The organism is Massilia mucilaginosa (genome assembly GCF_011682145.1).
GTDB classification, from domain to species: domain Bacteria; phylum Pseudomonadota; class Gammaproteobacteria; order Burkholderiales; family Burkholderiaceae_D; genus Telluria_A; species Telluria_A mucilaginosa.
This window is the reverse complement of sequence record NZ_WHJH01000026.1, coordinates 39,365-62,056: the sequence shown is the minus strand read 5'-3', so window position 1 is coordinate 62,056 and position 22,692 is coordinate 39,365. Positions and strand designations below refer to the sequence as shown.

At 64.2% G+C, this 22,692-nt stretch carries 22 protein-coding genes; 7 read left to right on the top strand and 15 right to left on the bottom strand.

What is annotated here, in order from left to right:
- Positions 1–29: 29 nt before the first annotated feature.
- Positions 30–692 (bottom strand): CCXG family PEP-CTERM protein, encoded by a 663-nt coding sequence (locus tag F2P45_RS19895; RefSeq protein ID WP_166878991.1) that lies wholly within the window; start codon positions 690–692, stop codon positions 30–32.
- A gap of 536 nt (positions 693–1,228) precedes the next feature.
- Complete coding sequence (locus F2P45_RS19890; protein ID WP_166878988.1) at positions 1,229–2,518, bottom strand: D-amino acid dehydrogenase; 1,290 nt, start codon at positions 2,516–2,518, stop codon at positions 1,229–1,231.
- 103 nt (positions 2,519–2,621) lie between these two features.
- Here F2P45_RS19890 and F2P45_RS19885 point away from each other — a divergent pair, with 103 nt between their 5' ends.
- Positions 2,622–3,125, top strand: a complete 504-nt coding sequence (locus tag F2P45_RS19885; protein WP_166878985.1) for an Lrp/AsnC ligand binding domain-containing protein — start codon at positions 2,622–2,624, stop codon at positions 3,123–3,125.
- A gap of 7 nt (positions 3,126–3,132) precedes the next feature.
- Here F2P45_RS19885 and F2P45_RS19880 read toward each other — a convergent pair whose 3' ends face one another.
- Complete coding sequence (locus F2P45_RS19880) at positions 3,133–3,990, bottom strand: pirin family protein (protein ID WP_166878983.1); 858 nt, start codon at positions 3,988–3,990, stop codon at positions 3,133–3,135.
- Between the two features lie 149 nt (positions 3,991–4,139).
- Between F2P45_RS19880 and F2P45_RS19875 the strand changes: the two genes are divergently transcribed.
- From F2P45_RS19875 to F2P45_RS19860, 4 genes are all read left to right on the top strand, one after another.
- On the top strand, positions 4,140–4,427 hold the full coding sequence (locus tag F2P45_RS19875; RefSeq protein ID WP_166878980.1) for a DUF378 domain-containing protein: 288 nt from the start codon (positions 4,140–4,142) through the stop codon (positions 4,425–4,427).
- A 77-nt stretch (positions 4,428–4,504) separates the two neighbouring features.
- Positions 4,505–6,016 (top strand): dipeptidase, encoded by a 1,512-nt coding sequence (locus F2P45_RS19870; protein ID WP_166879055.1) that lies wholly within the window; start codon positions 4,505–4,507, stop codon positions 6,014–6,016.
- A gap of 400 nt (positions 6,017–6,416) precedes the next feature.
- On the top strand, positions 6,417–8,204 hold the full coding sequence (locus tag F2P45_RS19865) for a glycoside hydrolase family 2 protein (RefSeq protein ID WP_166878978.1): 1,788 nt from the start codon (positions 6,417–6,419) through the stop codon (positions 8,202–8,204).
- A 97-nt stretch (positions 8,205–8,301) separates the two neighbouring features.
- Positions 8,302–10,944 carry an NAD(P)-binding protein gene (locus F2P45_RS19860; RefSeq protein WP_166878975.1) on the top strand — a complete coding sequence of 881 codons (2,643 nt, stop codon included), beginning with the start codon at positions 8,302–8,304 and terminating at the stop codon, positions 10,942–10,944.
- A 243-nt stretch (positions 10,945–11,187) separates the two neighbouring features.
- Here the strand turns inward: F2P45_RS19860 and F2P45_RS19855 are convergent, their stop codons facing one another.
- The 9 genes from F2P45_RS19855 to F2P45_RS19815 form a co-directional block, all read right to left on the bottom strand.
- Positions 11,188–11,961, bottom strand: a complete 774-nt coding sequence (locus tag F2P45_RS19855) for a hypothetical protein (RefSeq protein WP_166878973.1) — start codon at positions 11,959–11,961, stop codon at positions 11,188–11,190.
- Between the two features lie 437 nt (positions 11,962–12,398).
- A complete protein-coding gene (locus F2P45_RS19850) occupies positions 12,399–12,791 on the bottom strand; it encodes a VanZ family protein (RefSeq protein ID WP_166878971.1) in 393 nt (130 codons plus the stop codon).
- Between the two features lie 100 nt (positions 12,792–12,891).
- Positions 12,892–13,218 (bottom strand): hypothetical protein, encoded by a 327-nt coding sequence (locus tag F2P45_RS19845; protein ID WP_166878969.1) that lies wholly within the window; start codon positions 13,216–13,218, stop codon positions 12,892–12,894.
- Positions 13,219–13,760: 542 nt separating this feature from the next.
- Entirely contained in the window at positions 13,761–14,183 is a 423-nt protein-coding gene (locus F2P45_RS19840) for an organic hydroperoxide resistance protein (RefSeq protein ID WP_166878966.1), read from the bottom strand.
- Positions 14,184–14,314: 131 nt separating this feature from the next.
- Entirely contained in the window at positions 14,315–14,791 is a 477-nt protein-coding gene (locus F2P45_RS19835) for a MarR family winged helix-turn-helix transcriptional regulator (protein WP_166878963.1), read from the bottom strand.
- Positions 14,788–15,552, bottom strand: coding sequence for an SDR family NAD(P)-dependent oxidoreductase (locus tag F2P45_RS19830; protein WP_166878961.1), 765 nt, complete (start codon positions 15,550–15,552; stop codon positions 14,788–14,790). Before F2P45_RS19830 ends, F2P45_RS19835 begins: the two co-directional genes overlap by 4 nt.
- 76 nt (positions 15,553–15,628) lie before the next feature.
- A complete protein-coding gene (locus tag F2P45_RS19825; RefSeq protein WP_166878959.1) occupies positions 15,629–16,168 on the bottom strand; it encodes a TPM domain-containing protein in 540 nt (179 codons plus the stop codon).
- Positions 16,168–16,959: a TPM domain-containing protein gene (locus F2P45_RS19820; RefSeq protein WP_166878957.1), complete on the bottom strand. Its 792-nt coding sequence runs from the start codon at positions 16,957–16,959 to the stop codon at positions 16,168–16,170. The genes F2P45_RS19825 and F2P45_RS19820 overlap by 1 nt, the downstream gene beginning before the upstream one ends.
- Positions 16,960–16,963: 4 nt before the next feature.
- Positions 16,964–17,575 (bottom strand): LemA family protein, encoded by a 612-nt coding sequence (locus F2P45_RS19815; RefSeq protein ID WP_166878954.1) that lies wholly within the window; start codon positions 17,573–17,575, stop codon positions 16,964–16,966.
- A gap of 148 nt (positions 17,576–17,723) precedes the next feature.
- Between F2P45_RS19815 and pyrF the strand changes: the two genes are divergently transcribed.
- The gene (gene pyrF, locus F2P45_RS19810; RefSeq protein ID WP_166878951.1) at positions 17,724–18,542 is read left to right on the top strand and encodes an orotidine-5'-phosphate decarboxylase; all 819 of its coding nucleotides are present in this window, start codon (positions 17,724–17,726) and stop codon (positions 18,540–18,542) included.
- A gap of 87 nt (positions 18,543–18,629) precedes the next feature.
- Here pyrF and sbcB read toward each other — a convergent pair whose 3' ends face one another.
- Positions 18,630–20,078, bottom strand: coding sequence for an exodeoxyribonuclease I (gene sbcB, locus F2P45_RS19805; RefSeq protein WP_166878948.1), 1,449 nt, complete (start codon positions 20,076–20,078; stop codon positions 18,630–18,632).
- 246 nt (positions 20,079–20,324) lie between these two features.
- Positions 20,325–21,290: a GGDEF domain-containing protein gene (locus F2P45_RS19800; RefSeq protein ID WP_166879052.1), complete on the bottom strand. Its 966-nt coding sequence runs from the start codon at positions 21,288–21,290 to the stop codon at positions 20,325–20,327.
- A gap of 96 nt (positions 21,291–21,386) precedes the next feature.
- On the opposite strand from F2P45_RS19800, the gene F2P45_RS19795 reads away from it, so the two are divergent.
- Complete coding sequence (locus F2P45_RS19795) at positions 21,387–22,181, top strand: helical backbone metal receptor (RefSeq protein WP_166878946.1); 795 nt, start codon at positions 21,387–21,389, stop codon at positions 22,179–22,181.
- A gap of 91 nt (positions 22,182–22,272) precedes the next feature.
- Here F2P45_RS19795 and F2P45_RS19790 read toward each other — a convergent pair whose 3' ends face one another.
- Positions 22,273–22,638, bottom strand: coding sequence for an HPF/RaiA family ribosome-associated protein (locus tag F2P45_RS19790; RefSeq protein WP_166878943.1), 366 nt, complete (start codon positions 22,636–22,638; stop codon positions 22,273–22,275).
- Positions 22,639–22,692: the final 54 nt, after the last annotated feature.

Genomic DNA, 22,692 nt, shown 5'->3' with positions numbered 1-22,692 from the left:
GGTGCGGCCCGCCCTGGTCCCGCTTTGTCTCAGGCCGTGATGGTGGCCGAGGGCTCGCGGCGGCGCGCGTGGAAGCCCAGCATGCCCAGGCCGGTCAGGAACATGGCATAGGTTTCCGGTTCCGGCACGGCGCTGACCAGATTGTCCGTATTGCTGAAGCTGGTGAAGGTGCCGGCGGGCGCCATGAACTGCGCCTGCTGTCCGCCATCGCAGCAGCCCTCGAAGCCATAGATCGTCAGGATGTGGTTGCCCGCGCCCAGATTGACTGCCGCGTTGAAATACTGCGACGCATTGTTGTACTGGCCGGCCCACCACATGTCGTAGCTTTTCACGTCGAGCGCCACATCGTTGAGGAACAGCGCGCCGCCGTAGCCGAAATCGACGCCGGCGCGGAACTGCCACAGGCCGGCGGTCGCTTGCGTCACGCCGAAATGGATGGTCGACTTCAGCGCGAAGTTACTGTTCCCGCCGAACAGGCTGGCGTGGGTGATGTTGTTGTACGACGCGACGCTGGTCTTGGTGTAGGTCGTGCCCTGCAGCGAACTGTTGACGGCGCTCTGGTAAGCGCCGGCGTCGGACAGCATGCCGGACGGCGTGGCGGAAGCCGATTCGATCGTGATCGTACTGGCGCAGACACTGCCGGCAACGGCGAGTGCAGCGGCGGCCAAGACCCATGGGAGGTTCTTTTTCATATATTTTCCTGGACGAGGACCGTGCGCGCGCAACGGCGGCGCGGTCGGGATGAAAGAAGTTTTCGCTCCGCACGAGCGTCCAAGGCGTGCGATGGACGGTCAGTCTGGGTGCTGGCGCTGAATCACGGTGCAGCGGATAGTTACCGGATGCACGAACAGTATCCAAATCGCAACATGAATTCGCCTGCGCCAACTTTCTTCCTCAGCGCTGTCCACCTTTTACAACGGACATTTCCTACCCTTGCCATCAAACCGCCTCCAACCGGGGTCAGAGCTCTGATTAGCAACAAAAAATGTTTCGAATCAGAGCTCTGACCCCGGTTGGCGTATTTTGCTTACGGCTGTAGGAGTTTTGGCGTCAGAAGTTGGCGTGGTCGAGGAGTTGCCAGTGTCACGCCGTTGGTAGCATCGGGCAGGGCAACGCGAATCGTCCTACAACCGGGGTCAGAGCTCTGATTAGCAACAAAAAATGTTTCGAATCAGAGCTCTGACCCCGGTTGTAGGCGGTTTTGGGATGGGGGTAGGAGTTTTTGGGGTCAGGCGTTGGCGAGGTCGAGGCGGGCGTCGCTGCCGCGGCCGTGGTAGCGCCCGGCCGAGAGGTCGTCGAAGCGGATCGCCGGGCGCTTGGCCGACATCAGATCGGCCAGCATCTGCGCCGAGCCGCATGACATGGTCCACCCCAGCGTGCCGTGGCCGGTGTTGAGGTACAGGTTGCCCAGCGCGGTGCGCCCGACAATCGGGGTGCCATCCGGCGTCATCGGACGCAAGCCGGTCCAGAACGTGGCGCGCGCGCTGTCGCCAGCACCCGGGAACAGGTCGCCCACGACCATCTCGAGCGTGGCGCGCCGGCGTGGATTGAGACGCTGGTCGAAGCCGGCAATCTCGGCCATGCCGCCCACGCGGATGCGGTCGTCGAAACGGGTCACGGCAATCTTGTAGCTCTCGTCCAGGATGGTCGAGACCGGCGCCTTGCTGGCGTCGGTGATCGGTACGGTAATCGAGTAACCTTTCATCGGGTACACGGGAATGTCGACGATCGATTTCAACAGCGCGGTCGAGTGCGCGCCGAGCGCGACCACGTAGGCGTCGCCCTGCACCAGCTCGTCACCGCAATGCACGCCGGCAATCGCGTTGCCGCTCAGCGCCAGGCGGTCGATGGCGACGTTGTAGCGAAAGCGCACGCCCAGCGCTTCGGCCATGGCGGCCAGGCGCGTGGTGAACAGCTGGCAGTCGCCGGTCTCGTCGTTGGGCAGGCGCAGCGCGCCGACCAGCTTGTCCTTGACCAGCGCCAGCGCCGGTTCGGCATTGCCGAGCTGGTCGCGCGTGAGCAGTTCGTAGGGGACGCCGGAATCCTGCAGCACCTTGATGTCTTTTTCGGCACTGGCGAACTGCTGTTCGGTGCGGAACAGTTGCATGGTGCCGCGCTGCCGGCTTTCGTAACTGATACCGGCTTCTTCGCGCAGGGTCTTGAAGCAGTCGCGGCTGTACTCGGCCAGGCGTACCATGCGTTCCTTGTTGACCGCGTAACGGTCGGCGGTGCAGTTGCGCAGCATGTCCCACATCCATTTGAGCTGGAAGGTGGTGCCGTCCGGCGTGATCGAGAGCGGCGCGTGGCGCTGCAGCATCCATTTCACCGCTTTCAGGGGAATCCCGGGCGCGGCCCAGGGCGAGGCGTAGCCGGGCGAAATCTGGCCGGCATTGGCGAAGCTGGTTTCCAGCGCGGGGCCGGGCTGGCGGTCGAGCACGGTGACGTCGTGGCCGGCCCTGGCCAGGTAGTAAGCCGTGGTCACGCCGATAACGCCGCTGCCCAAAATGACGACACGCATGGTCTCTCCGGAAGATTAAGTGTGGATGCAAGAATTTCCGCTATATTATTGGGTTTCAACCAGTCTTTGTTCACGTATAACTGCACTTATTTAGTGGAATTTCATGCGCATCGTTAAAGAATCGACCCGCAGCCTCGACAAGCTCGACCGCCACATCCTGCGCATCCTGCAACTTGAAGGCCGCATTTCGATGAAGGACCTGGGCGAGCGGGTCGGTTTGTCGGTCACGCCCTGCATCGAACGGGTCAAGCGCATGGAGCGCGACGGCGTCATCAGCGGCTATTACGCGCGCGTCGATCCGGCCGCGCTGGGCGCGAAGTTGCTGGTGTTTGTGGAAATTACCCTGAACCAGAAGTCGGCCTCGGCCTTCGAGCAGTTCCGGCGCGAGGTGCTGCGCATTCCCGAGGTGCAGGAATGCCATCTGGTGTCGGGCGACTTCGATTACCTGATCAAGGCGCGCATCCACGAGATGGCGGAGTACCGCAAGCTGCTCGGCGACATGCTGCTGCAGCTGCCCGGCGCGGCCCAGTCGAAGAGCTATGTGGTGATGGAGGAGATCAAGGAGACGCTGGTGCTGTCGACCGAGGCGCTCCTCGCGCAGGGTTGATGCGGCCTTAACGCACGCTCTGGAAGCGCCCGGCTTCGAAGTCGGCAATGGCGGCCTGGATTTCTTCGCGCGTGTTCATCACGAACGGTCCGTGCGACACCACCGGCTCGTTCAGCGGCGTGGCGTGGCCGAAGATCAGCAGCGCATCGGTCTCGGCGGTGACCGTGAGCGCGACGCCTTCCTCGGTGAGTTCGGCCAGGTGGAAGGCGTCGGCGCGGTCGCCGTTCACTTCCACCGTGCCGCGCACCACGTACAGGAACACGTTGCGCGCGCGCAGGTCGGGCACGTGCAGCTGGCCGCCGGCGCGCATCGCCAAGGTGCTCATGAACACGCCGGTGAGCGAGCGCACCGGACCCTGGCGGCCGTCCCATGCGCCGGCGATCAGGTTCAGCTCGACCTTGCCGCCGTCGAGCGCGATCGTGGGAATGTCGCCCCGCTGCAAGCCGGTGTAGGCCGGCGCGCTCATCTTCAGGCGTCCCGGCAGGTTGATCCACAGTTGCAGGATTTCGAGCTGGCCGCCCTGCTCGCGAAAGGCCGGCGGCGAGACTTCGGCATGCACGATGCCGCTGCCGGCCGTCATCCATTGCACGCCGCCGGCGCCGATGACGCTTTCGTGGCCGGCGCTATCCTTGTGCATCAGGGTGCCGTCGATAATGAAGGTCACGGTGTCGAAGCCGCGGTGCGGATGCGGTCCGAACGGCAAGCCACGGTTGCCGGGCGGGTAGTGCTGCGGACCATGGTGATTGAGGAACAGGAACGGGTCGATCTGCTCGGCGTACGGGCCGGGCAGCGGGCGCTGGGTCATCAGCTCGCCAATGTCGTCGCGCTGCGCGGGGTGCAGGCGCTTGATGCTCTTTTCGCTCATGGGCAAACTCCTTGGATGGGTGGTGTCGTCCATTACCATACCCGAAGCGCGGCGCGCGCGTCGGCCTGCACGATTGCGAAAACTTTATGCCCCGGTGTGCTGTCCTAGAGGGACGCCACCGCTCTGGTGGAGACCACAAGGAGGCAATAATGGCAACAATGAACGCACCCGCAAACGAACGCCGCCACATTCCCGAACGGCGCAACGCCAGCAGCATCTTGCACTCAACGCACTTTTCGACCCTGGACTGGGTCGCGATGGTGCTGATGATTGTCGGCGGCATCAACTGGGGCGTGGTCGGAGCCTTCGACCTGGACCTGGTGGCCGCGCTGTTCGGCGAGCGCAGCACCTGGTCGCGCCTGGTGTATGCGCTGGTCGGCATCGCGTCGCTGTATGGTATTTACTTGCTGAGCAAGATGGCCGCGCGCAGCCGCTAGCCTGCCAGGCCGCTGCGCCGCACGGCTGGCGGTGATAGACTTTGACGTTCATCAACACCACGTCCGGGATTGTCATCATGCGCCATTCGTTCGTCATCGCCAGCCTGCTGTGCTGCCTGGGCACCGCCGCCGGCGCCGCTCCTCCACCACCGGGAGATGCGGCCTTGCGCGCGGCCGCCCATGCGGCGGCGACGTATCGCACCGATCTGATCAACAGCCTGGGCAAGATGGTCAGCTTCAATACGGTCGCCGACAAGGCAGTGCCGTTCGAGCGCAATGCGCAGCATCTCGGTTTCAAGCAGTACCTCAAGGCCGAGGCCGAGCGGCTCGGACTCGACTACACCGACCACGGCTATGTGATGGTCATCGGCCTGGGCAGCGGCAGCGAGCGGGTCGGCATCATCACGCACGGCGACATCCAGCCGGTCGATCCCTCCAAGTGGAAAAAGTCGCCGTTCGAGCTGGACAAGACCAGCGAAGCCGGGCGCCTGATCGGGCGCGGCACCGAGGACGACAAGGGACCGATCGCAACCGCCATGTACGCGCTGAAGGCGATCAAGGACAGCAAGCTGGCGCTGTCGAAACGGCTGGAACTGTATGTGTACATGGCCGAGGAATCGGACTGGGGACCGCTGACCGGGTTTCTCAAGACGCACCAGGCGCCGCAGGTGAATATCACCCTCGACGCCGAGTATCCGGTGGTGACGGCCGAGAAGGGCTACGGCACCATCAGCGTGACGGTGCCGCCGCAGGCAGCGGTGGCGGCGGAGGCGGGCACGGCCTCGCTCAGCGCCTTCGGCGGCGGCTTTTTCGGCAGCCAGATTCCGGAAGACGCCAACGCCACCATCGACAACGCCACGCCGGAGCTGGAGGCGCGCATCCGCCAGCGCGCCACCGCCCAGGGCGGCATGCGCTACACCTTCACCCGCCAGGGCCAGCAGTTGCTGGTCAAGGCGCAGGGACTCGCAGCCCACTCGTCCAAGCCGGAAGACGGCGTCAACGCGATCAGCATGCTGGCCGATGCGCTCGGCGTGCAGGCGTGGCCGAACAGCACGGCCGGCGCCATGGTCAATTTTCTCAACGACCTGATCGGGACCAGCATGTATGGCGACAAGTTCGGCGCCATCGCTTACCGCGATAAATTCATGGGCCCGCTGACAGTGGCGCCGACCGTCATCAAGCAGGGCGAGGCCGGCATCTCCCTGCATGTGAATCTGCGCCGTCCGCAAGGCAAGACGACCGAACAGCTGACGCGCGAGGTGAACGCGGCGCTGGCGCAGTGGCAGGCGCGGCGCGTCGCGCTGGCCGATGTGAAGGTCGAGATCACCGAACCGTGGCTGCAGAAAAGCGCGCCGCAGGTGCCGACCTTGCTGTCGGTGTTTTCCTACTACACCGGGATCAAGAATCCGCGTCCGGTCTCGATCGGCGGGGGCACCAATTCGCGCCTGTTCCCGAATGCGGTCAGTTTCGGGCCGGCCATGCCGGGCACGGTGTACTCGGGCCACTCCGAGCATGAATTCATCACCGTCAAGCAGCTGATGCTGAACCTGCAGATGTACACGGCCGTCATGGTCGAGCTCGCAAAATAGACACGCGCGGCGGCGACGCGGCATGCGCCGCCGCCTCGCCGGCCGCGCCTCGCCGGCCGCGCACCTCCACGTGTCCGCTTCGATCGCACCCGTAAAAACACCGATCCGTGATGTAGGTAGCAGCCTACTTTATGTAACCAGTTGCTCCGCTCAATCGTCAGTCCCACGACGCCTCCCTCTGGCGCGCGACGCCGTCTTCGCGCCGCTGAAATACAGCCGGTTACAAGCCATTTTCCTTTAGAAATCTTGCTTCGTCCAAGCGTGAAAATACGCAAAATTGGCGTGCTAGCATCCATTCCCTGTCTGCGATCAACGGCGTTTTCGCGGCATGGCGCTGCCCACGCGCAGCCTGAAAAGGACCTGCGGCCACGGCCGTTTCGGCCCACGACGAGGAGCATCGATGAGTCAATTCGAATACCCGCGGCCCCAGCTCGTGCGCGAGCATTGGATCAGCCTGAACGGCCCGTGGAAATTCATGTTCGACGACGAGCGGCGCTGCCGCATGCCCGATGGCGCGAGCGCATGGACGCACCAGATCGAGGTGCCGTTCGCGCCCGAAGCGCGCGCCAGCGGCCTGGGCGATACCGGCTTTCATTCGGTGTGCTGGTACGAGCGCAGCTTCCAGCTCAAGCCGCACGCCGGGCGCACCATCCTGCATTTCGGCGCGGTCGACTACCGCGCCCGGGTCTGGGTCAACCAGCACCTGGTGGTCGAGCACGAGGGTGGGCACACGCCGTTCTCGGCCGACATTACCGGCGTACTCGACGAAGAGGGCGCGCAGCTCGTGACCGTGTACGTCGAAGACGATCCGCACGACCTGGCCAAGCCGCGCGGCAAGCAGGACTGGCTGCTCGAAGCGCACTCGATCTGGTATCCGCGCACCACCGGCATCTGGCAGACGGTATGGATCGAACAGGTGGCCTCGACCTACATCCAGAGCCTGCGCTGGACGCCGATTTTCGAAACCTACGAAATCGGCTGCGAAATCTTTGCCACCGGCGACATCACCGAAGAACTGTTCGTCGAAGTCAAGATCTGGCACGGCGACAACCTGCTGGCCGACGACCACTACAAGCTGCTCGGGCACGAGGCCAACCGCAAGATTTCCCTGTCCGACCCCGGCATCGACGATTCGCGCAACGAACTGCTGTGGAGTCCCGAGCGTCCCACCCTGCTCAATGCCGAGGTGACCCTGCACCACCGCGGCAAGGTGCTCGACGTGGTGCGGTCCTACACGGCGCTGCGCTCGGTGGCGATCAACCGCGACCGCTTCATGCTCAACGGGCGCGCCTACGCGCTGCGGCTGGTGCTCGACCAGGGTTACTGGGCCGAGTCGCTGCTGACGGCGCCGTCCGACGCGGCTCTCAGGCGCGACGTCGAACTGGCCAGGGCGATGGGCTTTAACGGCGTGCGCAAGCACCAGAAGATCGAAGACCCGCGCTACCTGTACTGGGCCGACCGGCTGGGCCTGCTGGTGTGGGAAGAAATGCCCTCGGCCTACCGTTTCAGTCCCAAGGCCATCACGCGCATGGTGCGCGAATGGACCGAGGCGATCGAGCGCGACTACAGCCACCCGTGCATCATCGTCTGGGTCGCCTTCAACGAATCGTGGGGCGTGCCGAACCTGACCCTGACCCAGGCCCACCGCAACGCGGTCGAGGCCCTGTACCACCTGACCCGCACGCTCGACGCCACGCGCCCGGTGATCGGCAACGATGGCTGGGAAGCGTCGGCCACCGACATCCTCGGCATCCACGACTACGACTGCAATCCCGAGCGGCTGGCGGCGCGCTACACCACCAGCGAGCCGACCCGCACCCTGTTCGACCAGCGCCGTCCGGGCGGACGCATCCTCACGCTGGACGGCTTTCCGCACCGCGGCCAGCCGATCGTGCTGACCGAGTTCGGCGGCATCGCCTTCGACAAACATGGCGCCAGCGGGCGTACCTGGGGCTATTCGCGCGCCCACACCGAAGACAGTTTCCTCGATCTGTACCGGCGCCTGCTGGCGGTGGTCAATACCACGACCATGTTCAGCGGCTTTTGCTACACCCAGTTCAGCGACACCTTCCAGGAAGCGAACGGCCTGCTGTGCGCCGACCGCACGCCCAAGGTCCCGCTCGAACTGATCCGCGCGGCCACGCTCAACGACCTCGAGAAGGAGGATTGCTACCCCGGAATTGCATGAGCAGCCACCTTCCTCACCCGCGCGCGACGGCGCTACGCGTTTGCAGGACACCACACCCGCCAACAATATACGCCCGGGACGGGCGAAAGGAGATCACATGTCGACCATCATCGTTTTTTGCCACCTGCGCTGGGACTTTGTTTACCAGCGGCCGCAGCAGTTGTTATCGCGGCTGGCGCACCACTTCCGCATCCTCTTTGTGGAGGAGCCCGTTCACGATGATGGCGACAGCTTCATGGAACAATCGCGTCCGGTCCCGAACGTGACCGTGTTGCGGCCGCACACGCCGGTGCATGCGCCGGGCTTTCACGACGACCAGATCCGCCTGCTGCAACCGATGCTGGCCAGCCTGGTGCCGCCCGGCGAGCGGCCCATCGTGTGGTTCTATACGCCGATGGCCCTGCCGCTGCTGCAGGAGCTGCATGCGGGCCTGGTGGTGTACGACTGCATGGACGAACTGGCGGCATTCAAGAACCCGCCGCGCCAGCTCCTGCAGCGCGAAACCGCCCTGTTGAGCCTGGCCGACCTGGTGTTTGCCGGCGGGCCGAGCCTGTACCAGGCCAAGCGCGAGCGCCATCCCAACGCGCACTGCTTTCCCAGCAGCGTGGACGTGCGCCACTTCGAGCGCGCGCTCGAGCGCGACCGCGGCCATCCGCTCCAGGGCGGCATCGGCGCGCCGCGCCTGGGCTTTTACGGCGTGATCGACGAGCGCTTCGACGCGCCGCTGATCGGTGCGCTGGCCGATGCGCATCCCGAATGGCAACTGGTGCTGGTGGGTCCGGTCATGAAAATCGACCCGGCCAGCCTGCCGCAACGCCCGAACATCCACTACCTGGGGCAGCAACCGTACGCGGCGCTGCCGGGCCTGCTGGCCGGATGGGATGTGTGCCTGCTCCCGTTCGCCCTGAACGAGGCCACCCGCTTCATCAGCCCGACCAAGGTGCTCGAATACATGGCCGCCGAATTGCCGATCGTCAGCACCGGCATTGCCGACGTGGCCCGGCCCTACGGCCATGTGGTGGCGATCGCGCGCGATGCCGGCGACTTCATCGCGGCGTGCGAAGCGGCCCTGTCGATGACGCCGGAACGGCGCGCCGCGATGTGCGCCACCATGCGCGATATCGTGGCCGGCACCTCGTGGGACGTCACCGTGGACGCGATGCGCCTTCTGCTGGCCGAGACCACGCCGTCACGCAGCACGGCGCGCTTTGGCGGCGCCGGGAATGCGGGCGCCGGCGCGGCTGGCGGCGGCAGCGGCAGCGGCGCCACGGTGAACCCGCTGCGCTCGCAGACTGGCGCGCAAAACGTGCAGACTGTCATCGTCGGCGCCGGTCCGACCGGGCTGTCCGCAGCCTACCATCTGGGGGAGGGCGCGCTGCTGCTCGACAAGAACAGCAGCGTCGGCGGCTGGTGCCGCTCGATCCACGACCAGGGCTTCACCTTCGACCATGCCGGCCACATCATGTTCTCGAACGATCCTTACGTGCTCTCGCTGTACGAGATGCTGCTCGGCCCCAACCTGCACTGGCAGAATCGCGAAGCCTGGGTCTACAGCAAGCAGGTGTACACGCGCTACCCCTTCCAGGGCGCGCTGTACGGCTTGCCGCCCAAGGTCATCACCGAATGCATCGTCGGCGCGGTGGAAGCGCGCTTCGGCAGCATCAACGGGGCTGCGGCGGCGGCGCCGCCCTGCGCGGTCAAGCCGGTGGAAGACTGCTGCGCCGACGGTACGGTCGAGCTTGCTCACGGCACGGCCAGCATCGTCCCGCGCAAGCGCGAGAGCCAGAACTTCGAAGAATTCATTTACCGGGTATGGGGGCGCGGCATCGCCGAGCACTTCGCGATTCCCTACAACAAAAAACTGTGGACAGTGCCGCTGAGCGAGATGGAGACCTCCTGGCTCGGCGGCAGGGTGCCGCTGCCCGATCTGCAAGAAATCATCGAAGGCGCGCTGGAACCGGTCGCCAGGCCGATGGGGCCGAATGCGCGCTTCGGCTATCCGCTCTCGGGCGGTTTCCAGGCGCTGATGTCCGGTTTCCTGCCGCACATCAAAGGCAAGATCGAGATGAATGCCGAAGCGGCCCAGCTGCTGCCGCGCGAACACCTGCTGGTGATGGCGGACGGCAGCCGCTACCGTTACGACCACCTGATCAGCACCATGCCCTTGCCCGAATTGATCAAGCTGATCGGCAGTGAAGCGCCGCCCGAGGTGCGGGCGGCGGCCGCCGGCTTGCGCCACTTGTCGGTGCGCTGCGTCAACCTTGGCGTGGCGCGCGACAACATCACCGACAAGCACTGGATCTACTATCCGGAAGACACGATTTTCCACCGCATTTTCGTGCAGGGCAACGCCAGCCCGCACTGCAATCCGCCCGGAGGATTCGGGCTGACCTGCGAGATTTCGTATTCCCCCTGGAAGCCGCTGCCGCTCGACGGCCAGGCGCTGATCGACCGCTGCATTGAGGACTGCGTCAAGGTCACCATGCTCAGGCCCGATGACCGCATCATCACCGCCAACCTGGTCGACATGCCGTATGCATATGTCGTGTACGACCACGCGCGCGCGGCCAACGTGGCGCTGGTGAAAGCATGGCTGGCGCGTTACGACATCGTGCTGGCGGGCCGTTACAGCGAATGGGAATACTACAATTCCGACCATGCGTTCATCGCCGGCAAGAAGGCGGCGGAAGCGGTGCTGCGCCAGCGCGCGGATGCGGCGAAGAATGTCGGATCGGAGTGATCGGAGTGATCCGAGCGGGCATCGTTGACATCCTGCGCACGCATGTTCTGGTGCGCTGATGTTGCCTGATGGTCAAAGGTGTCCGCGAATACCGCATCTTGGTGGGCAAACCGTTCAGCGGCCACAGCGCGCCAGCGGCTAGCGTCCAAAGTGCGCCAGAGGCTAGCGTCCACAGTGCGCCAGCGGCGACAGCATTGCCGACAGGAAGGCCAGCCAAGCGCCAGCCCCCGCTACCGGGCGTTACTAACGCTCGATTGCGCCACCCGACATGCGCACGCGGTCGCCGGTGGCGAACGATGGCGCCGTTTCCTGTGTGACGACCCGGGTCGCACCATCGTCCATTTTCAGGGTAATGCGGTAGACGCGGTCACCGCTCATGGTGCCGCCGCTGGTGCCGGTGCTGCCGGCGCTGCCGGTGCCGCCAACCGCGCCTCCGGTGCCTGCGGTCCCGCTGGCCTGACGCGGTACGACTTCGATCTTGCTCACGGTGCTGTTGGGCGTTCCGCCCGGCGCGCCGGACGCGCTGGTTCCACTGGCCATGCTGCCGCCCGACTGGGCGCTGCCCGTCGCAGTGGAGCTGCCCGCGCCCGCCATGGAGCTGTCCATGCCGGTGCCGGTGGCGCTGCCTGAGCTCCCCGAGCCCGCCATGCCGCTGCCGCTCGCGGCCGACGTGGAACTGCCGCTGCCCATCGTGCTTCCAGTCGAGGTCGAGCCGCCCGTGCCCATGCTGCCTGTACTGCTGCCCGTGCCGGTGCCCGCCATGCTTCCGCTGCCGCCGCTGGCGCTGGTCTGGCCGCTGCCGCCCGTTGCCGCGCCACCGCTGCCGCCGCTTCCTGCGCTAGCGGCCGCGCCGCCGCTGCCGGTCGTGCCGCTTCCGGTCGATGCGGTGCTTGCCGAGGTGTCTGCGCTGGTGCCGCTCGTCCCGCTGGCCGTGTCGCTGCCGTTCATGCCGGTGGAACTGCAGGCCGCCAGGGCCAGCAAGCCCGCCAAGAGCACGCTTTGTTCGATACGCTTCATGATCAACTCCTTTGGTTGGGTGTCTTCCTTGTGTGCGTGACAATGCCGCGTGCCACTGGGGTAAGAGCGGGCGTTTCGACTAACGTTCCCATGCATTCATATGCCTTTTGACACAGGTCAAACAATGAGCAGATTGTCTTGAATTTTTCGGAGAGTACGGCGATGGCGCAAAAACAGCGCAGTGCGCGCTTGATACAGCGCAAATGCCCGCAGCTTTGAACGGGCAATAATTTTCCTACTGAAATTTTTGAGAGTTTTCCATGCCTGCCACTTCACTTTCCAGCCTGATCACCGACCTGGTCGCTTCGATGGAGTCGAGCGTCACCAGCCTGCGCGAGCATCATCGCGCGGAACAGGCGGTGCGGCGCCTCATGCGCGAGGCGCACGCGCATGACGCTGGCGCTGGCGCTGGCGATGCCGCGCCCGGCGCGGCGGCGCTAGCGGGAACGCGCTTGCGGCAGAAATGCCCAGAGCAGGCCGGCGGTGACGAGTGCGGCGTTGCAATCGACCATCCAGTCGCCGAGCGCGCCTGTGCGGTACGGTAAAAAACTCTGCACGAGTTCGTCCAGCGCGCCCATGACCATCACGGTCAGCACCGATTTGATGGCGCGTTCGCGTGCACTGCCCAGGCTGCCGGTGAACAAGAGGAAGGTAATGGTGCCGTAGGCCAGCGAGTGCAGCACGATGCCGGACGCCACAGTGCCGATCTCGGCGCGCGCACCAGGCAGGGAACCCATGATGAGAATGGCGGCGTAGATCGCGATCGCGGTGCCGTAGCGCAATTTGCGCAGGCGTTCATCGAGAACAAGCAGGGAAAGCAGGGCGGACATGACAGGGGGGCGTGAGGGAAAACCGCCACCTTACCATGCCGGCCGCCGCGCGTGCGCGGCCGGCATGTTGTTTGCCCGAGTTGTGTGTCCGATAACGCGCTCAGATCGTCAGTGCGGGCGCGCCGTTGGGGTAGCGCGCATCAAAGCAGGCTTGGCATTCGGCACAGAACAGATGGGCCACGCGGACGGCACGCTGGCGCAAGACCAGCTTGAGGTGGGTATGATTGCAATTCGGGCAAGTCTCTCGCACCGTGCCGAAGGTGATCAGTTCGACCGGGGCATTATCGCTATCGAGGTGGTCGACAACCGTGTCGGGATTGAGCTCGGTAAGGACGAGCGTGTCGTCCGGGGTGTGGCGCTGGCGGCGGCTGGCGTTTGCCTGTTGATAAAGTGGCTCGGATAGTGCATCTAGGACATATTCGCTCATTCTTATCGCTCCGCTTGGCTGGCCAATGGTTATGAAAAAAGCTCGAGGAACTTCATGATAGATGAATGGGCGCCAGCTTCAAGCCTTTGCGTCATCTTTTTGCAAGTTCTAGTCAAAGGAACAGGGAAAAGTGTTGCGCCAAAAAAAGCCCGCTTGTGGGAGCGGGCTAAACCCAAGATCGGGCCAAGAGATCGTCAATTCGGAGTGGTGTGCCGCCCTCTGGGTCGGCACACCTGGCTGCCAGTCACGCATATCGGTTACGTGTACAGCAGATGAAGCAAGTATAGGCAGGGAATGTTACCCAGCTATGACACTGCGCAACAATGTGGGAAAACAATGAGAAAAGTGTCGGGCGGCATCGAGTGCCGTTTGCGCACTGTTCGAACAGGCAAAAAAAAGCCCGCTGATGAAAGCGGGCTTCAAACTATTTTCTTGGAGGAAGATAGTGGAGACAGGTGCAATTATGCGGTGCGGGGACTTATATGTCTAATTGCCATTTTGGATACCAGACATACGCCTGTCTTATATCTGTTGCGGTCGCCTCAGACGGTGACGCTCAGGTCGACGTCGATATTGCCGCGTGTTGCGTTCGAGTAAGGGCAGACTTCATGCGCCTTGTTCACCGCTGCCTGGGCCGTCGCCTGGTCCATGCCGGGGGTGTTGACCACCAGCTTGATGGTCAGGCCGAAGCCGCCTTTGTCGTTCGGGCCAACGCCGACCGATGCGTCGATGCTGGTGTCCGCTGGAACCGGGGTCTTCAGCGCGCCGCTGACCAGTTTCAGTGCGGACAGGAAGCACGCCGCATAGCCTGCCGCGAACAGTTGCTCGGGATTGGTGCCGGCGCCACCCGCGCCGCCCAGCGCCTTCGGCGTCGACAGTTTGACATCCAGGACTTTGTCATCGGAAACGGCGCGGCCATCGCGACCACCGGTTGCTGTTGCGTGTGCTGTGTAGAGAACTTGCATGGTGACTCCTTGGTTGGGTTGGGGCGGCAACGCTGTGCCGATGAGAGAACTATAGCGAACAATTCAATTGTGTGCAATCGTTTTATTCGAATTTGTTGATGCGAAGGGCGGGGACGTGCCCCGCCGTGCAATCAGTCGTGGTCTTCCATCGCCTTGAACAGGTCGTCGCGCACGCCCGACAGCTCGCTGCGCATGCGTCCCAGCGCGGCCAGTTCCTGGCCGCTGGCGCACAGCACCTGTTCCGGGATCGCTTCGGCCTGGACCCGCAGCGCCTGCCCTTGCGCGGTCAGCACGATGCGCACCTGGCGCTCGTCATGCGGATCGCGGTTGCGCGAGAGCAGGCCGTTCGCTTCCAGGCGCTTGAGCAGCGGCGTGAGCGTGCCCGAATCGAGAAACAGGCGCGCCCCGATATCCTTGACCAGGATCGCATCCTGTTCCCACAGCACCAGCATCACCAGGTATTGCGGGTAGGTCAGGCCAAGCCGGTCGAGCATCGGCTTGTAGGTCTTGGTCATCGCGTGCGAGGCCGAATACAGTGCGAAGCAGAACTGGTTTTCCAGCGCCAGCATGTTGATCCCTGCCGGCAGCGGCTGTTTGGTTTGGCTCATTCCTTCACCGGGACCGTGTAGTTGAGGGCGAGGCGGCCACCATCGACATACATGGTCTGGCCGGTCATGTAGGAAGCGTCGTCGCTGGCCAGGAACACCACCACCGAGGCGATTTCGTCCGGCTCGCCGCAGCGTCCCAGCGGCGTGCGCGACAGGATCGTGTTGCGCGCTTCCGGGCTGCCCAGCACGGCTTTCTTGGCCAGTTCGGTCAGGATGGTGCCGGGGCCGATGCCGTTGACGCGAATGCCGTAGCCGGCCAGGTTCAGCGCCATCACCTTGGTCAGCTGGTTGATGCCGCCCTTGGACACCACGTACGGCACCTGGTTGGCGATCGCCACTTCCGAATTGACGCTCGACATATTGATGATGCAGCCGTGCTGCTGGCTCACCATGTGGCGCGCGGCAGCCTGGCCGCACAGGAACATCGATTTGAGGTTGATCCGCATCACGCGGTCGAAATCGTCTTCGGTCAGGTCGAGGAAATCGGCGGCGTGCGTCACGCCGGCGTTGTTGACCAGCACATCGATGCGGCCGAAGGCGGTCACGGTCGCGGCGATCATGGCGTCGACATCGGCCTTCTGGCTGACGTCGGCGGCAAAGAAGCGGGCGTTCTCGCCAAGCGCCTCGGCCGCGGCGGCGCCGTCGGCCTTGATATCGACCAGCATCACGCGCGCGCCTTCCTTCACCAGACGCTGGGCGCAGGCCAGGCCGATGCCTTGCGTGGCGCCGGTGACGATCGCTACTTTTTGCTCAAGTCTCATGTATTGCTTTCAATGTGGTGCGGAATAGCGAATTTTAACCACACAGCGCGCCCGGCGGCGGGTTTTTTGCGCTGCGTCACAGCATGATGGGGCGATCCGGCAACTCATTGGCGCGCACGCCATTGGCCGGAAAGTGTTCGGCCAGCAAAGCGTTGACTTGCTCCAATGCAGCGAGGGTGGCGGCATGGAATTCGCCACGCGCAAAGCCCTGCGTCATCGTCGCGCAAATGCGTTTCCAGACGATATTGTCGATCTTGCGCCCGACGTTGCGGTCGGTCACGATTTCGACCTTATGCTCGGCCAGGTTCACGTAGACCAGCACGCCGCAATTGTCTTCCGTATCCCAGATGCCATATTCCGCAAACAAGGCAATCGCGCGTTCGCGGATGCCCATGCCGGCCCACAAGGCGTCGAACGGCATGCCGGTCTCGACGATCAGGCGCAGTTCGCTGCGATGGGTTTGTTCGCCGGCCGTGATGGCCTTGCCGATCGCGTCCAGCGTTTCCGGCGGAAACGCGCGGCGGCCTTTTGCCTGCGTGCTGCGCCAGTGGCGCCAGATACGCGCTGCGCGAGGCGCCAGGCGCGAAGCGCTTGTCGATGTGGCGGACTGACTCATTACCAATCTCCCGAGGCGCCGCCGCCGTCAAAACTGCCGCCGCCGCCGGAAAACCCGCCGCCGGAAAAACCACCGCCGCCACCGCCGCCACGGCCAAGGCCGCCAAGCGCGCTGCCGATGATGAAGCCGGTCGCACCGCTGCTCCAGCCGCCGCTGCCCAGGCGCGAACGGCGCGGCCGCAGCATCGATGCCAGCGCAATGGCGCCGAACAGGATCAGCGGCACCAGCATGCCGCCGCCGCCCGACTCCTGCGCCGGGCGCTGTGCCTGAGGCGGTGCCGGGAACTGCTCGGCGTTGAGCAGGGTCGCAATCGCGCCCACGCCGGCCACCAGGCCGTCATAAAACTGTTTCTGCTGGAAATGCGGAGCGATCACATCCTGCAAGATGCGCTTCGATTGCGCATCGGTCAGCACGCCTTGCACGCCACGCCCGGCCTCGATGCGCAAGCGCCGCAGGGCCGGCGGATTGTCGGGCGCCACCACCAGCAGCACGCCGTCGTCGACGCCCTTGCGGCCGAGCTTCCAGGCATCGGTCACGCGGATGCTGTACTGCTCGATCTGTTCCGGCGCCGTCGTCTTGACCAGCAGCACCGCGATCTGGCTGCCGGTCTTGCTTTCGTAATCCGTCAGCACGGCTTCCAGTTTGGCGCGCTGTTCCGCGCTCAGCATGCCGGCCTGGTCGGTGACATGGGTGCTCAGGGTCGGCACCGGCGCCAGCTGGGCATGCGCGGTGGCGCCGAGGCCCAGGCCGAACGCCAGGGCCAGCAGCCAGAGATAACGCAGCAGCTTCATCGGCTTACTTGCCAAAGTTCACGGCCGGGGCGGTCGAAATCGCCTTTTCGTTTTCGACAGTGAACGACGGCTTGGTTTCATAGCCGAACATCATCGCGGTCAGGTTGGTCGGGAACTTGCGTACCTGAACGTTGTAATCCTGCACCGTGACGATGTAACGCTGGCGCGCGACGGTAATGCGGTTCTCGGTGCCTTCCAGTTGCGACTGCAGGTCGCGGAAGCTGGCGTCGGCCTTCAGGTCGGGATATTTCTCGGCTACCACCATCAGGCGCGACAGGGCGCCGGACAGCTCGCCCTGGGCCTGCTGGAATTTCTTGAACGCTTCCGGATCGTTGAGCACCTCGGGCGTGACCTGGATGCTGGTGGCGGCGGCGCGCGCGCGCGTGACCGATTCCAGCGTTTCTTTTTCGTGGTTGGCGTAACCCTTGACCGTGTTGACCAGATTCGGAATCAGGTCGGCGCGGCGCTGGTACTGGTTGACGACTTCGCCCCAGGCTGCTTTGGTGGCTTCATCCTTGGTCTGGAACTCGTTGTAGCCGCAGCCGGACAGGAGTGTTCCTGTCAGTGCCAGGGTCAGCAACACCCGTGCGCAGCGTGCGAATGCATTGTTTGTCATGGTATTTCCGTCCGTAGCAAGTTGTCGAATGGTCAAAAATATACCCTAAATGCCAACAAGACGACTTTTCAAACGTGCGTGGCGGCGGGCGGGGAGGGGAAGGGGAAGGTTACAATGGCGGGTTTGTAATCGACTACGAGGCTGTCCTGTGAACTTTATCAACAAGCTGTCCGCCGCCTGGACCACCAACAACTCCCTGCTGTGCGTGGGCCTGGACCCCGACCTGTCGCGTTTCCCGGCGCAACTGGCAAACGAGCCGGACCCGATTTACCTGTTTTGCAAGGAAATCATCGACGCCACGGCGGACCTGGCCTGTTCCTTCAAGCCGCAGATCGCTTACTTTGCCGCGCTGGGCGCGGAGGGGCAGCTCGAGCGCATTTGCGCCTATGCGCGCCAGCATTATCCGCACATCCCCCTGATTCTCGACGCCAAGCGCGGCGACATCGGCGCCACCGCGCGCCAGTACGCGCGCGAAGCGTTCGACCGCTATGGGGCCGATGCGGTGACGGTCAACCCCTACATGGGTTTCGATTCGGTCGAGCCGTACATGGAATGGACCGACCGCGGCGCCATCGTGCTGTGCCGCACGTCCAATCCGGGCGGATCGGATCTGCAGTTCCTGATGGCCGACGGCAAGCCGCTGTACCAGCATGTGGCGCGCATGGTGGCCGACAAGTGGAACAAGAACGGGCAGTGCGCGCTGGTGGTGGGAGCGACCTTTCCGGAAGAACTGGCGCAGGTGCGGGCGATCGTGGGCGAGATGCCGCTGCTGGTGCCGGGCGTGGGTGCCCAGGGTGGGGATGTGGAAGCGACCGTCAGGTCGGGCCGCACGGCTGGCGGCGCCGGCATGATGATCAACTCCTCGCGCGCGATTTTGTATGCGGCGCCGCAGGGGAGCGAGGATTTCGCCGCGGCTGCGCGCCGGGTGGCGACCGAGACGCGCGACGCGATCAATTTGTATCGCTAGATCGTCGTTCCCGCTAGCTTCCAAACCGTCCTTCCCGCCAAGGGGGCCGCCGAGGCCGGGAACGACGAGCTAGCGGCGACAGGATAATTAATACCTGCTCGGCGCAATCGCCTCCGCGTAATCGTACAAGGTCCCCAGAATCTCCTCGGCCCGCTCATCCGCGTCTTCCGACAAGGTATCGATCTCCGCAAACAACTGCTCGATCGTCCGCGCCCCGCCTTCCCCGTCGAACAGCCTGGCCGCGCGGTGCTCTTCCCACCGCTGCGCTTCGGCTTCATTCAACAACGCCGGGAAATTGCGCGCGCGATACCTGAACACCAGCTCCACCAGCCGCTGATCCTCGAACGAGGGCCTGGCCTTGGTCAGCTTCTCCGGCGTCTCTGCCCGCAAGGACTCCAGCTTGCGCCGGTCGCCGCTGCCGATAAACCCGCCGTACAGATCCTCATCCACATCCACGCTCTCCTGCGCCCCCGGCCGCTGGTACACCTGCGCCCACAAGGCCCCCATGTCCGGCCCCGCCGCCGCCACCGCCGCGAACGCGCGTGCCTGCTCGATATCGATGCCCCATTTCCGCGCCATCTCGGTACTCAAGGTCTTGAGGTTACCCACCAGCATCGGTGACTTGTTCACATGGATGCTCTTGATCGGCAAGCGCGTCACGCCTTCCGGCAGGTCGGCCGAGCGCGTGAACATGCGCAGGCGGATGGTGTCGGCATCGAGCCCGAACAGCTCGGTCGGATCGTAGCTGCAATCCCACACCAGCACTTCATTCTTGTTGGTCGGATGCGTCGCCAGCGGCCACACCAGGCCGATGCAGCCGCGCTCGGTCGGGAACATGCCCGACACGTGCAGGAAGGGTTGGCGCTGCGCCGCCGCCAGATGCATGCCCATTTCCGAGGCGACCTTGTCTTTCTTGTGCAGGGCCAGGCAAAAATCGAACAGCTTGGGCTGCCTGTCGCGGATCAGGCGCGCCAGCGCGATGGTGGCGCGCACGTCCGACAGCGCATCGTGCGCGGACTCGTGCAGCAAACCGTTGGCCTTGGCCAGGTGCTCCAGTTTGAAACTCGGCTTGCCATCCTCGCGCATCGGCCATTCGATGCCTTCCGGACGCAGTGCGTAGGTCATGCGCACCACGTCGAGCAAGTCCCAGCGCCCGCAATGATGCTGCCACTCGCGCGCGTACGGGTCGATCAGGTTGCGCCAGAACAGGAAGCGGGTGATTTCGTCGTCGAAACGGATGGTGTTGTAGCCCACGCCGATGGTGCCTGCCTGGCTGAAGGCCGCCTCGATGGTGGCCGCGAACTGATGCTCCGGCACGCCCATTTCCAGGCATTGCTGCGGCGTGATGCCGGTGATCAGGCACGCTTGCGGGTCGGGCAGGAAATCCGGGGCCGGCTGGCAGTACAGCATGATCGGCTCGCCGATTTCGTTCAGGGCGGCATCGGTGCGGATCGCGGCGAACTGCGCGGGACGGTCGCGGCGCGGCTGGGCGCCGAAGGTTTCGTAGTCGTGCCAGAGAAAAGTATGGTTGGTCATGGAACGTCGATCAATAAGTTGCAGCCCGGAGGACGTGGGTCGTCCGGGACGGACCCTGCGGCTATCCACTACCCTCAGTTCCGTCATTCCCGCGAAGGCGGGAATCCAAGGCATGTACGCTAATCGACATTGCCTTGGATTCCCGCCTGCGCGGGAATGACGGTTCTGAATGTTGCGGTCAGAATCTCGACGGCGGCAGGGGCGGACCCATATGGTACACAGATTGACGCCCCGTGGGGCGTGCTTTCAGCGCGAAACGCGGTTGCGTCCGCCATCCTTGGCGCGGTACAAGGCGGCGTCGGCCGCTGCGATCAGGGCGCTGTCATCCATGCCCGGCTCCAGCAAGGCCACGCCGAACGAGGCAGTGATGTGCGGCAGGGGAACGCGCATGTCGCGGAAAATCGGCGCTTCGCGCATGCGCGCGCACAGGCGGTCGGCCACCATCACGGCCAGCGCTTCCGGCGTTTCGGGCAGGATCACCATGAGTTCCTCGCCGCCGTAGCGCAGCGCAAAATCGGACGGGCGCAGCGCCGTCGAAATCACATCGGCCGCCGCGCGCAGGGCATCGTCGCCGGCCAGGTGGCCGTGGGTATCGTTGAACAGCTTGAAGTGGTCGAGGTCGAGCATCACCAGCGCCAGCGGCGTGCCGGCACGGTGCGCGGTGGCGATCAGCTTGGGCAGCATGTCGTTCATCCAGGCCCGGTTGTACAGCCCGGTCAAGCCATCGTTCATCGACAGCTGGCGGTAGAATTCGCCCAGCTTCTGGCGCCGCCGCAGCAGCGCGTTGGCGGCCCGGATGCGGAACGACAGCAGGCGCAGCAGGTTGCGCGCCAGGCCGTTCGACTGGTCGATCAGCTTCCACACCAGTTCGCCTTCGATGACCAGCAGCTCGGTTTCTTCGAGCGCGCTGATCGAGGCCAGGTTGGCCGCTTCGTCCAGCACCGATTGCTCGCCCACGCTCTCGCCCGGCAAGATCTTGCTGACGGTGCCGTCGGCCATGCCGTTGCGGGTGTCGGCCTCGACCGCCAGCGCGCCGCGCAGCACGATGTACAGGCGCGCGCGGTTGCTGTCTTCGACCGTGGCGCCGGTGTCGAGCCGGATCACGGCGCACTCGGCCAGCGCTTGCGCGATCTGTTCGTCGTCGATGTCGCGGAACAAATGCAGGTCGCGGATGGTGTAGCTCGATGCTGCGAAGGTGCCGATCTGTTCCAACATAGTCTCTCCGGTCAAGTATGCGCCGCTATAACCATTGGCGTTTGCATCATATCAGTGTTCCAATAGCGTCATTCGAATTGAACCATCCCTATCATGCACTTCACCGACGCCCTTGGCACCCAACACACGCCGGACCCGGCGGCACGGATCGTGTCGCTGGTGCCCTCGATTACCGAATTGCTGTGCGACCTCGGCCTGGCCGGGCAACTGGTCGGGCGCACCGGCTTTTGCATCCATCCGGCCGGGCAGGTGGCGTCGATCGCCAAGATCGGCGGCACCAAGGATGTGAACCTGGAAAAGATCCGCAAGCTCGCACCCACCCATCTGGTGGTCAACATCGACGAAAACGACAAGCCGACGGTCGAGGCGCTGGCCGAATTCGTGCCGAACATCGTCGTCACCCATCCGCTGGCGCCGCGCGACAACCTGGCGTTGGCGCGCTTGATGGGCGGGATTTTTTGCGCCGGAGACAAGGCCGAAGCCTGGTGCGCCGACTTTGAAGCGGAGTACGCGGCCTTGCAGGCGCTGCCCAAAGGCCGCCCGGCGACAGTGCTGTACTGCATCTGGCAAGATCCGTGGATGAGCATTTCGGCCGATACCTATATCGCCCGCATGATGGCCGAAATCGGCTGGAGCGTGCCGCAACTGGGCGATGCGACGCGCTACCCGCGCTTTACCTGGTCCGAGGAACTGGTGGCGCGCATTGACGGCGTGCTGCTGTCGACCGAGCCCTACCGCTTCACCGAGGTCCACGCGGACGCGCTGGAAAAGCAGATCGGCAAGCCGGTCCATCTGGTCGATGGTGAAATGATGTCGTGGTATGGCAGCCGTTCGCTGGCTGGTTTGCGCTACCTGCGCGCCATGGCGCAGTCGGCGCAGATGTTCTGAGCTGGGCAGCGGATGTGCCATGCCGGTGTTGCCTCGCGCTGGCTCAGGCCGGCCTGCCGCGGGGGCAGGCGCTGGCCCGATTGTCAGGCAATTACTCGTTCACTTCGTCCGGTTCAGGCACCAGCTTCGGCGTGGCGTGCAGCTGCTTGTCGTGCAGACGGCCCAGGGCGCTGTCGATGGCGCGCTTGAGTTTGTCCGCAGCGCCGCTGATGGCCTGGTGCAAGCTGACCGCGTGGTCGCTGACCGCGATCGGCTGATAGCCGGTCACGCGCGCTTCGAGCAGGCAGCGATTGCCGCCGTCGGAGGATTTCTGGCTGTTTTCGTCGCTGAGGTGGACTTCAACACGGGTAATGTGTTCGCTAAAACGCGAGACGGCGGCCGAGACCACGGATTGCACATGATCGTCCAGGCCTTGATGACGTTCGATCGTTTTATCGGTATTGATGTTGATTTGCATAAGCTCACTCCCGGCTGTTCATAAAGGTACTCGCACAACCCCTTGTTGACCTGC

Coding starts and splice junctions, on each gene's coding strand:
- F2P45_RS19880 (WP_166878983.1), bottom strand. CDS start 3,990: ATGAGCGAAAAGAGCATCAAGCGCCTGCACCCCGCGCAGCGCGACGAC.
- F2P45_RS19825 (WP_166878959.1), bottom strand. CDS start 16,168: ATGAGTCAGTCCGCCACATCGACAAGCGCTTCGCGCCTGGCGCCTCGC.
- F2P45_RS19795 (WP_166878946.1), top strand. CDS start 21,387: ATGCACTTCACCGACGCCCTTGGCACCCAACACACGCCGGACCCGGCG.
- F2P45_RS19885 (WP_166878985.1), top strand. CDS start 2,622: ATGCGCATCGTTAAAGAATCGACCCGCAGCCTCGACAAGCTCGACCGC.
- F2P45_RS19875 (WP_166878980.1), top strand. CDS start 4,140: ATGGCAACAATGAACGCACCCGCAAACGAACGCCGCCACATTCCCGAA.
- F2P45_RS19790 (WP_166878943.1), bottom strand. CDS start 22,638: ATGCAAATCAACATCAATACCGATAAAACGATCGAACGTCATCAAGGC.
- F2P45_RS19845 (WP_166878969.1), bottom strand. CDS start 13,218: ATGAGCGAATATGTCCTAGATGCACTATCCGAGCCACTTTATCAACAG.
- F2P45_RS19855 (WP_166878973.1), bottom strand. CDS start 11,961: ATGAAGCGTATCGAACAAAGCGTGCTCTTGGCGGGCTTGCTGGCCCTG.
- F2P45_RS19820 (WP_166878957.1), bottom strand. CDS start 16,959: ATGAAGCTGCTGCGTTATCTCTGGCTGCTGGCCCTGGCGTTCGGCCTG.
- F2P45_RS19830 (WP_166878961.1), bottom strand. CDS start 15,552: ATGAGACTTGAGCAAAAAGTAGCGATCGTCACCGGCGCCACGCAAGGC.
- sbcB (WP_166878948.1), bottom strand. CDS start 20,078: ATGACCAACCATACTTTTCTCTGGCACGACTACGAAACCTTCGGCGCC.
- F2P45_RS19865 (WP_166878978.1), top strand. CDS start 6,417: ATGAGTCAATTCGAATACCCGCGGCCCCAGCTCGTGCGCGAGCATTGG.
- F2P45_RS19890 (WP_166878988.1), bottom strand. CDS start 2,518: ATGCGTGTCGTCATTTTGGGCAGCGGCGTTATCGGCGTGACCACGGCT.
- F2P45_RS19840 (WP_166878966.1), bottom strand. CDS start 14,183: ATGCAAGTTCTCTACACAGCACACGCAACAGCAACCGGTGGTCGCGAT.
- F2P45_RS19870 (WP_166879055.1), top strand. CDS start 4,505: ATGCGCCATTCGTTCGTCATCGCCAGCCTGCTGTGCTGCCTGGGCACC.
- F2P45_RS19860 (WP_166878975.1), top strand. CDS start 8,302: ATGTCGACCATCATCGTTTTTTGCCACCTGCGCTGGGACTTTGTTTAC.
- F2P45_RS19895 (WP_166878991.1), bottom strand. CDS start 692: ATGAAAAAGAACCTCCCATGGGTCTTGGCCGCCGCTGCACTCGCCGTT.
- F2P45_RS19835 (WP_166878963.1), bottom strand. CDS start 14,791: ATGAGCCAAACCAAACAGCCGCTGCCGGCAGGGATCAACATGCTGGCG.
- F2P45_RS19815 (WP_166878954.1), bottom strand. CDS start 17,575: ATGACAAACAATGCATTCGCACGCTGCGCACGGGTGTTGCTGACCCTG.
- F2P45_RS19850 (WP_166878971.1), bottom strand. CDS start 12,791: ATGTCCGCCCTGCTTTCCCTGCTTGTTCTCGATGAACGCCTGCGCAAA.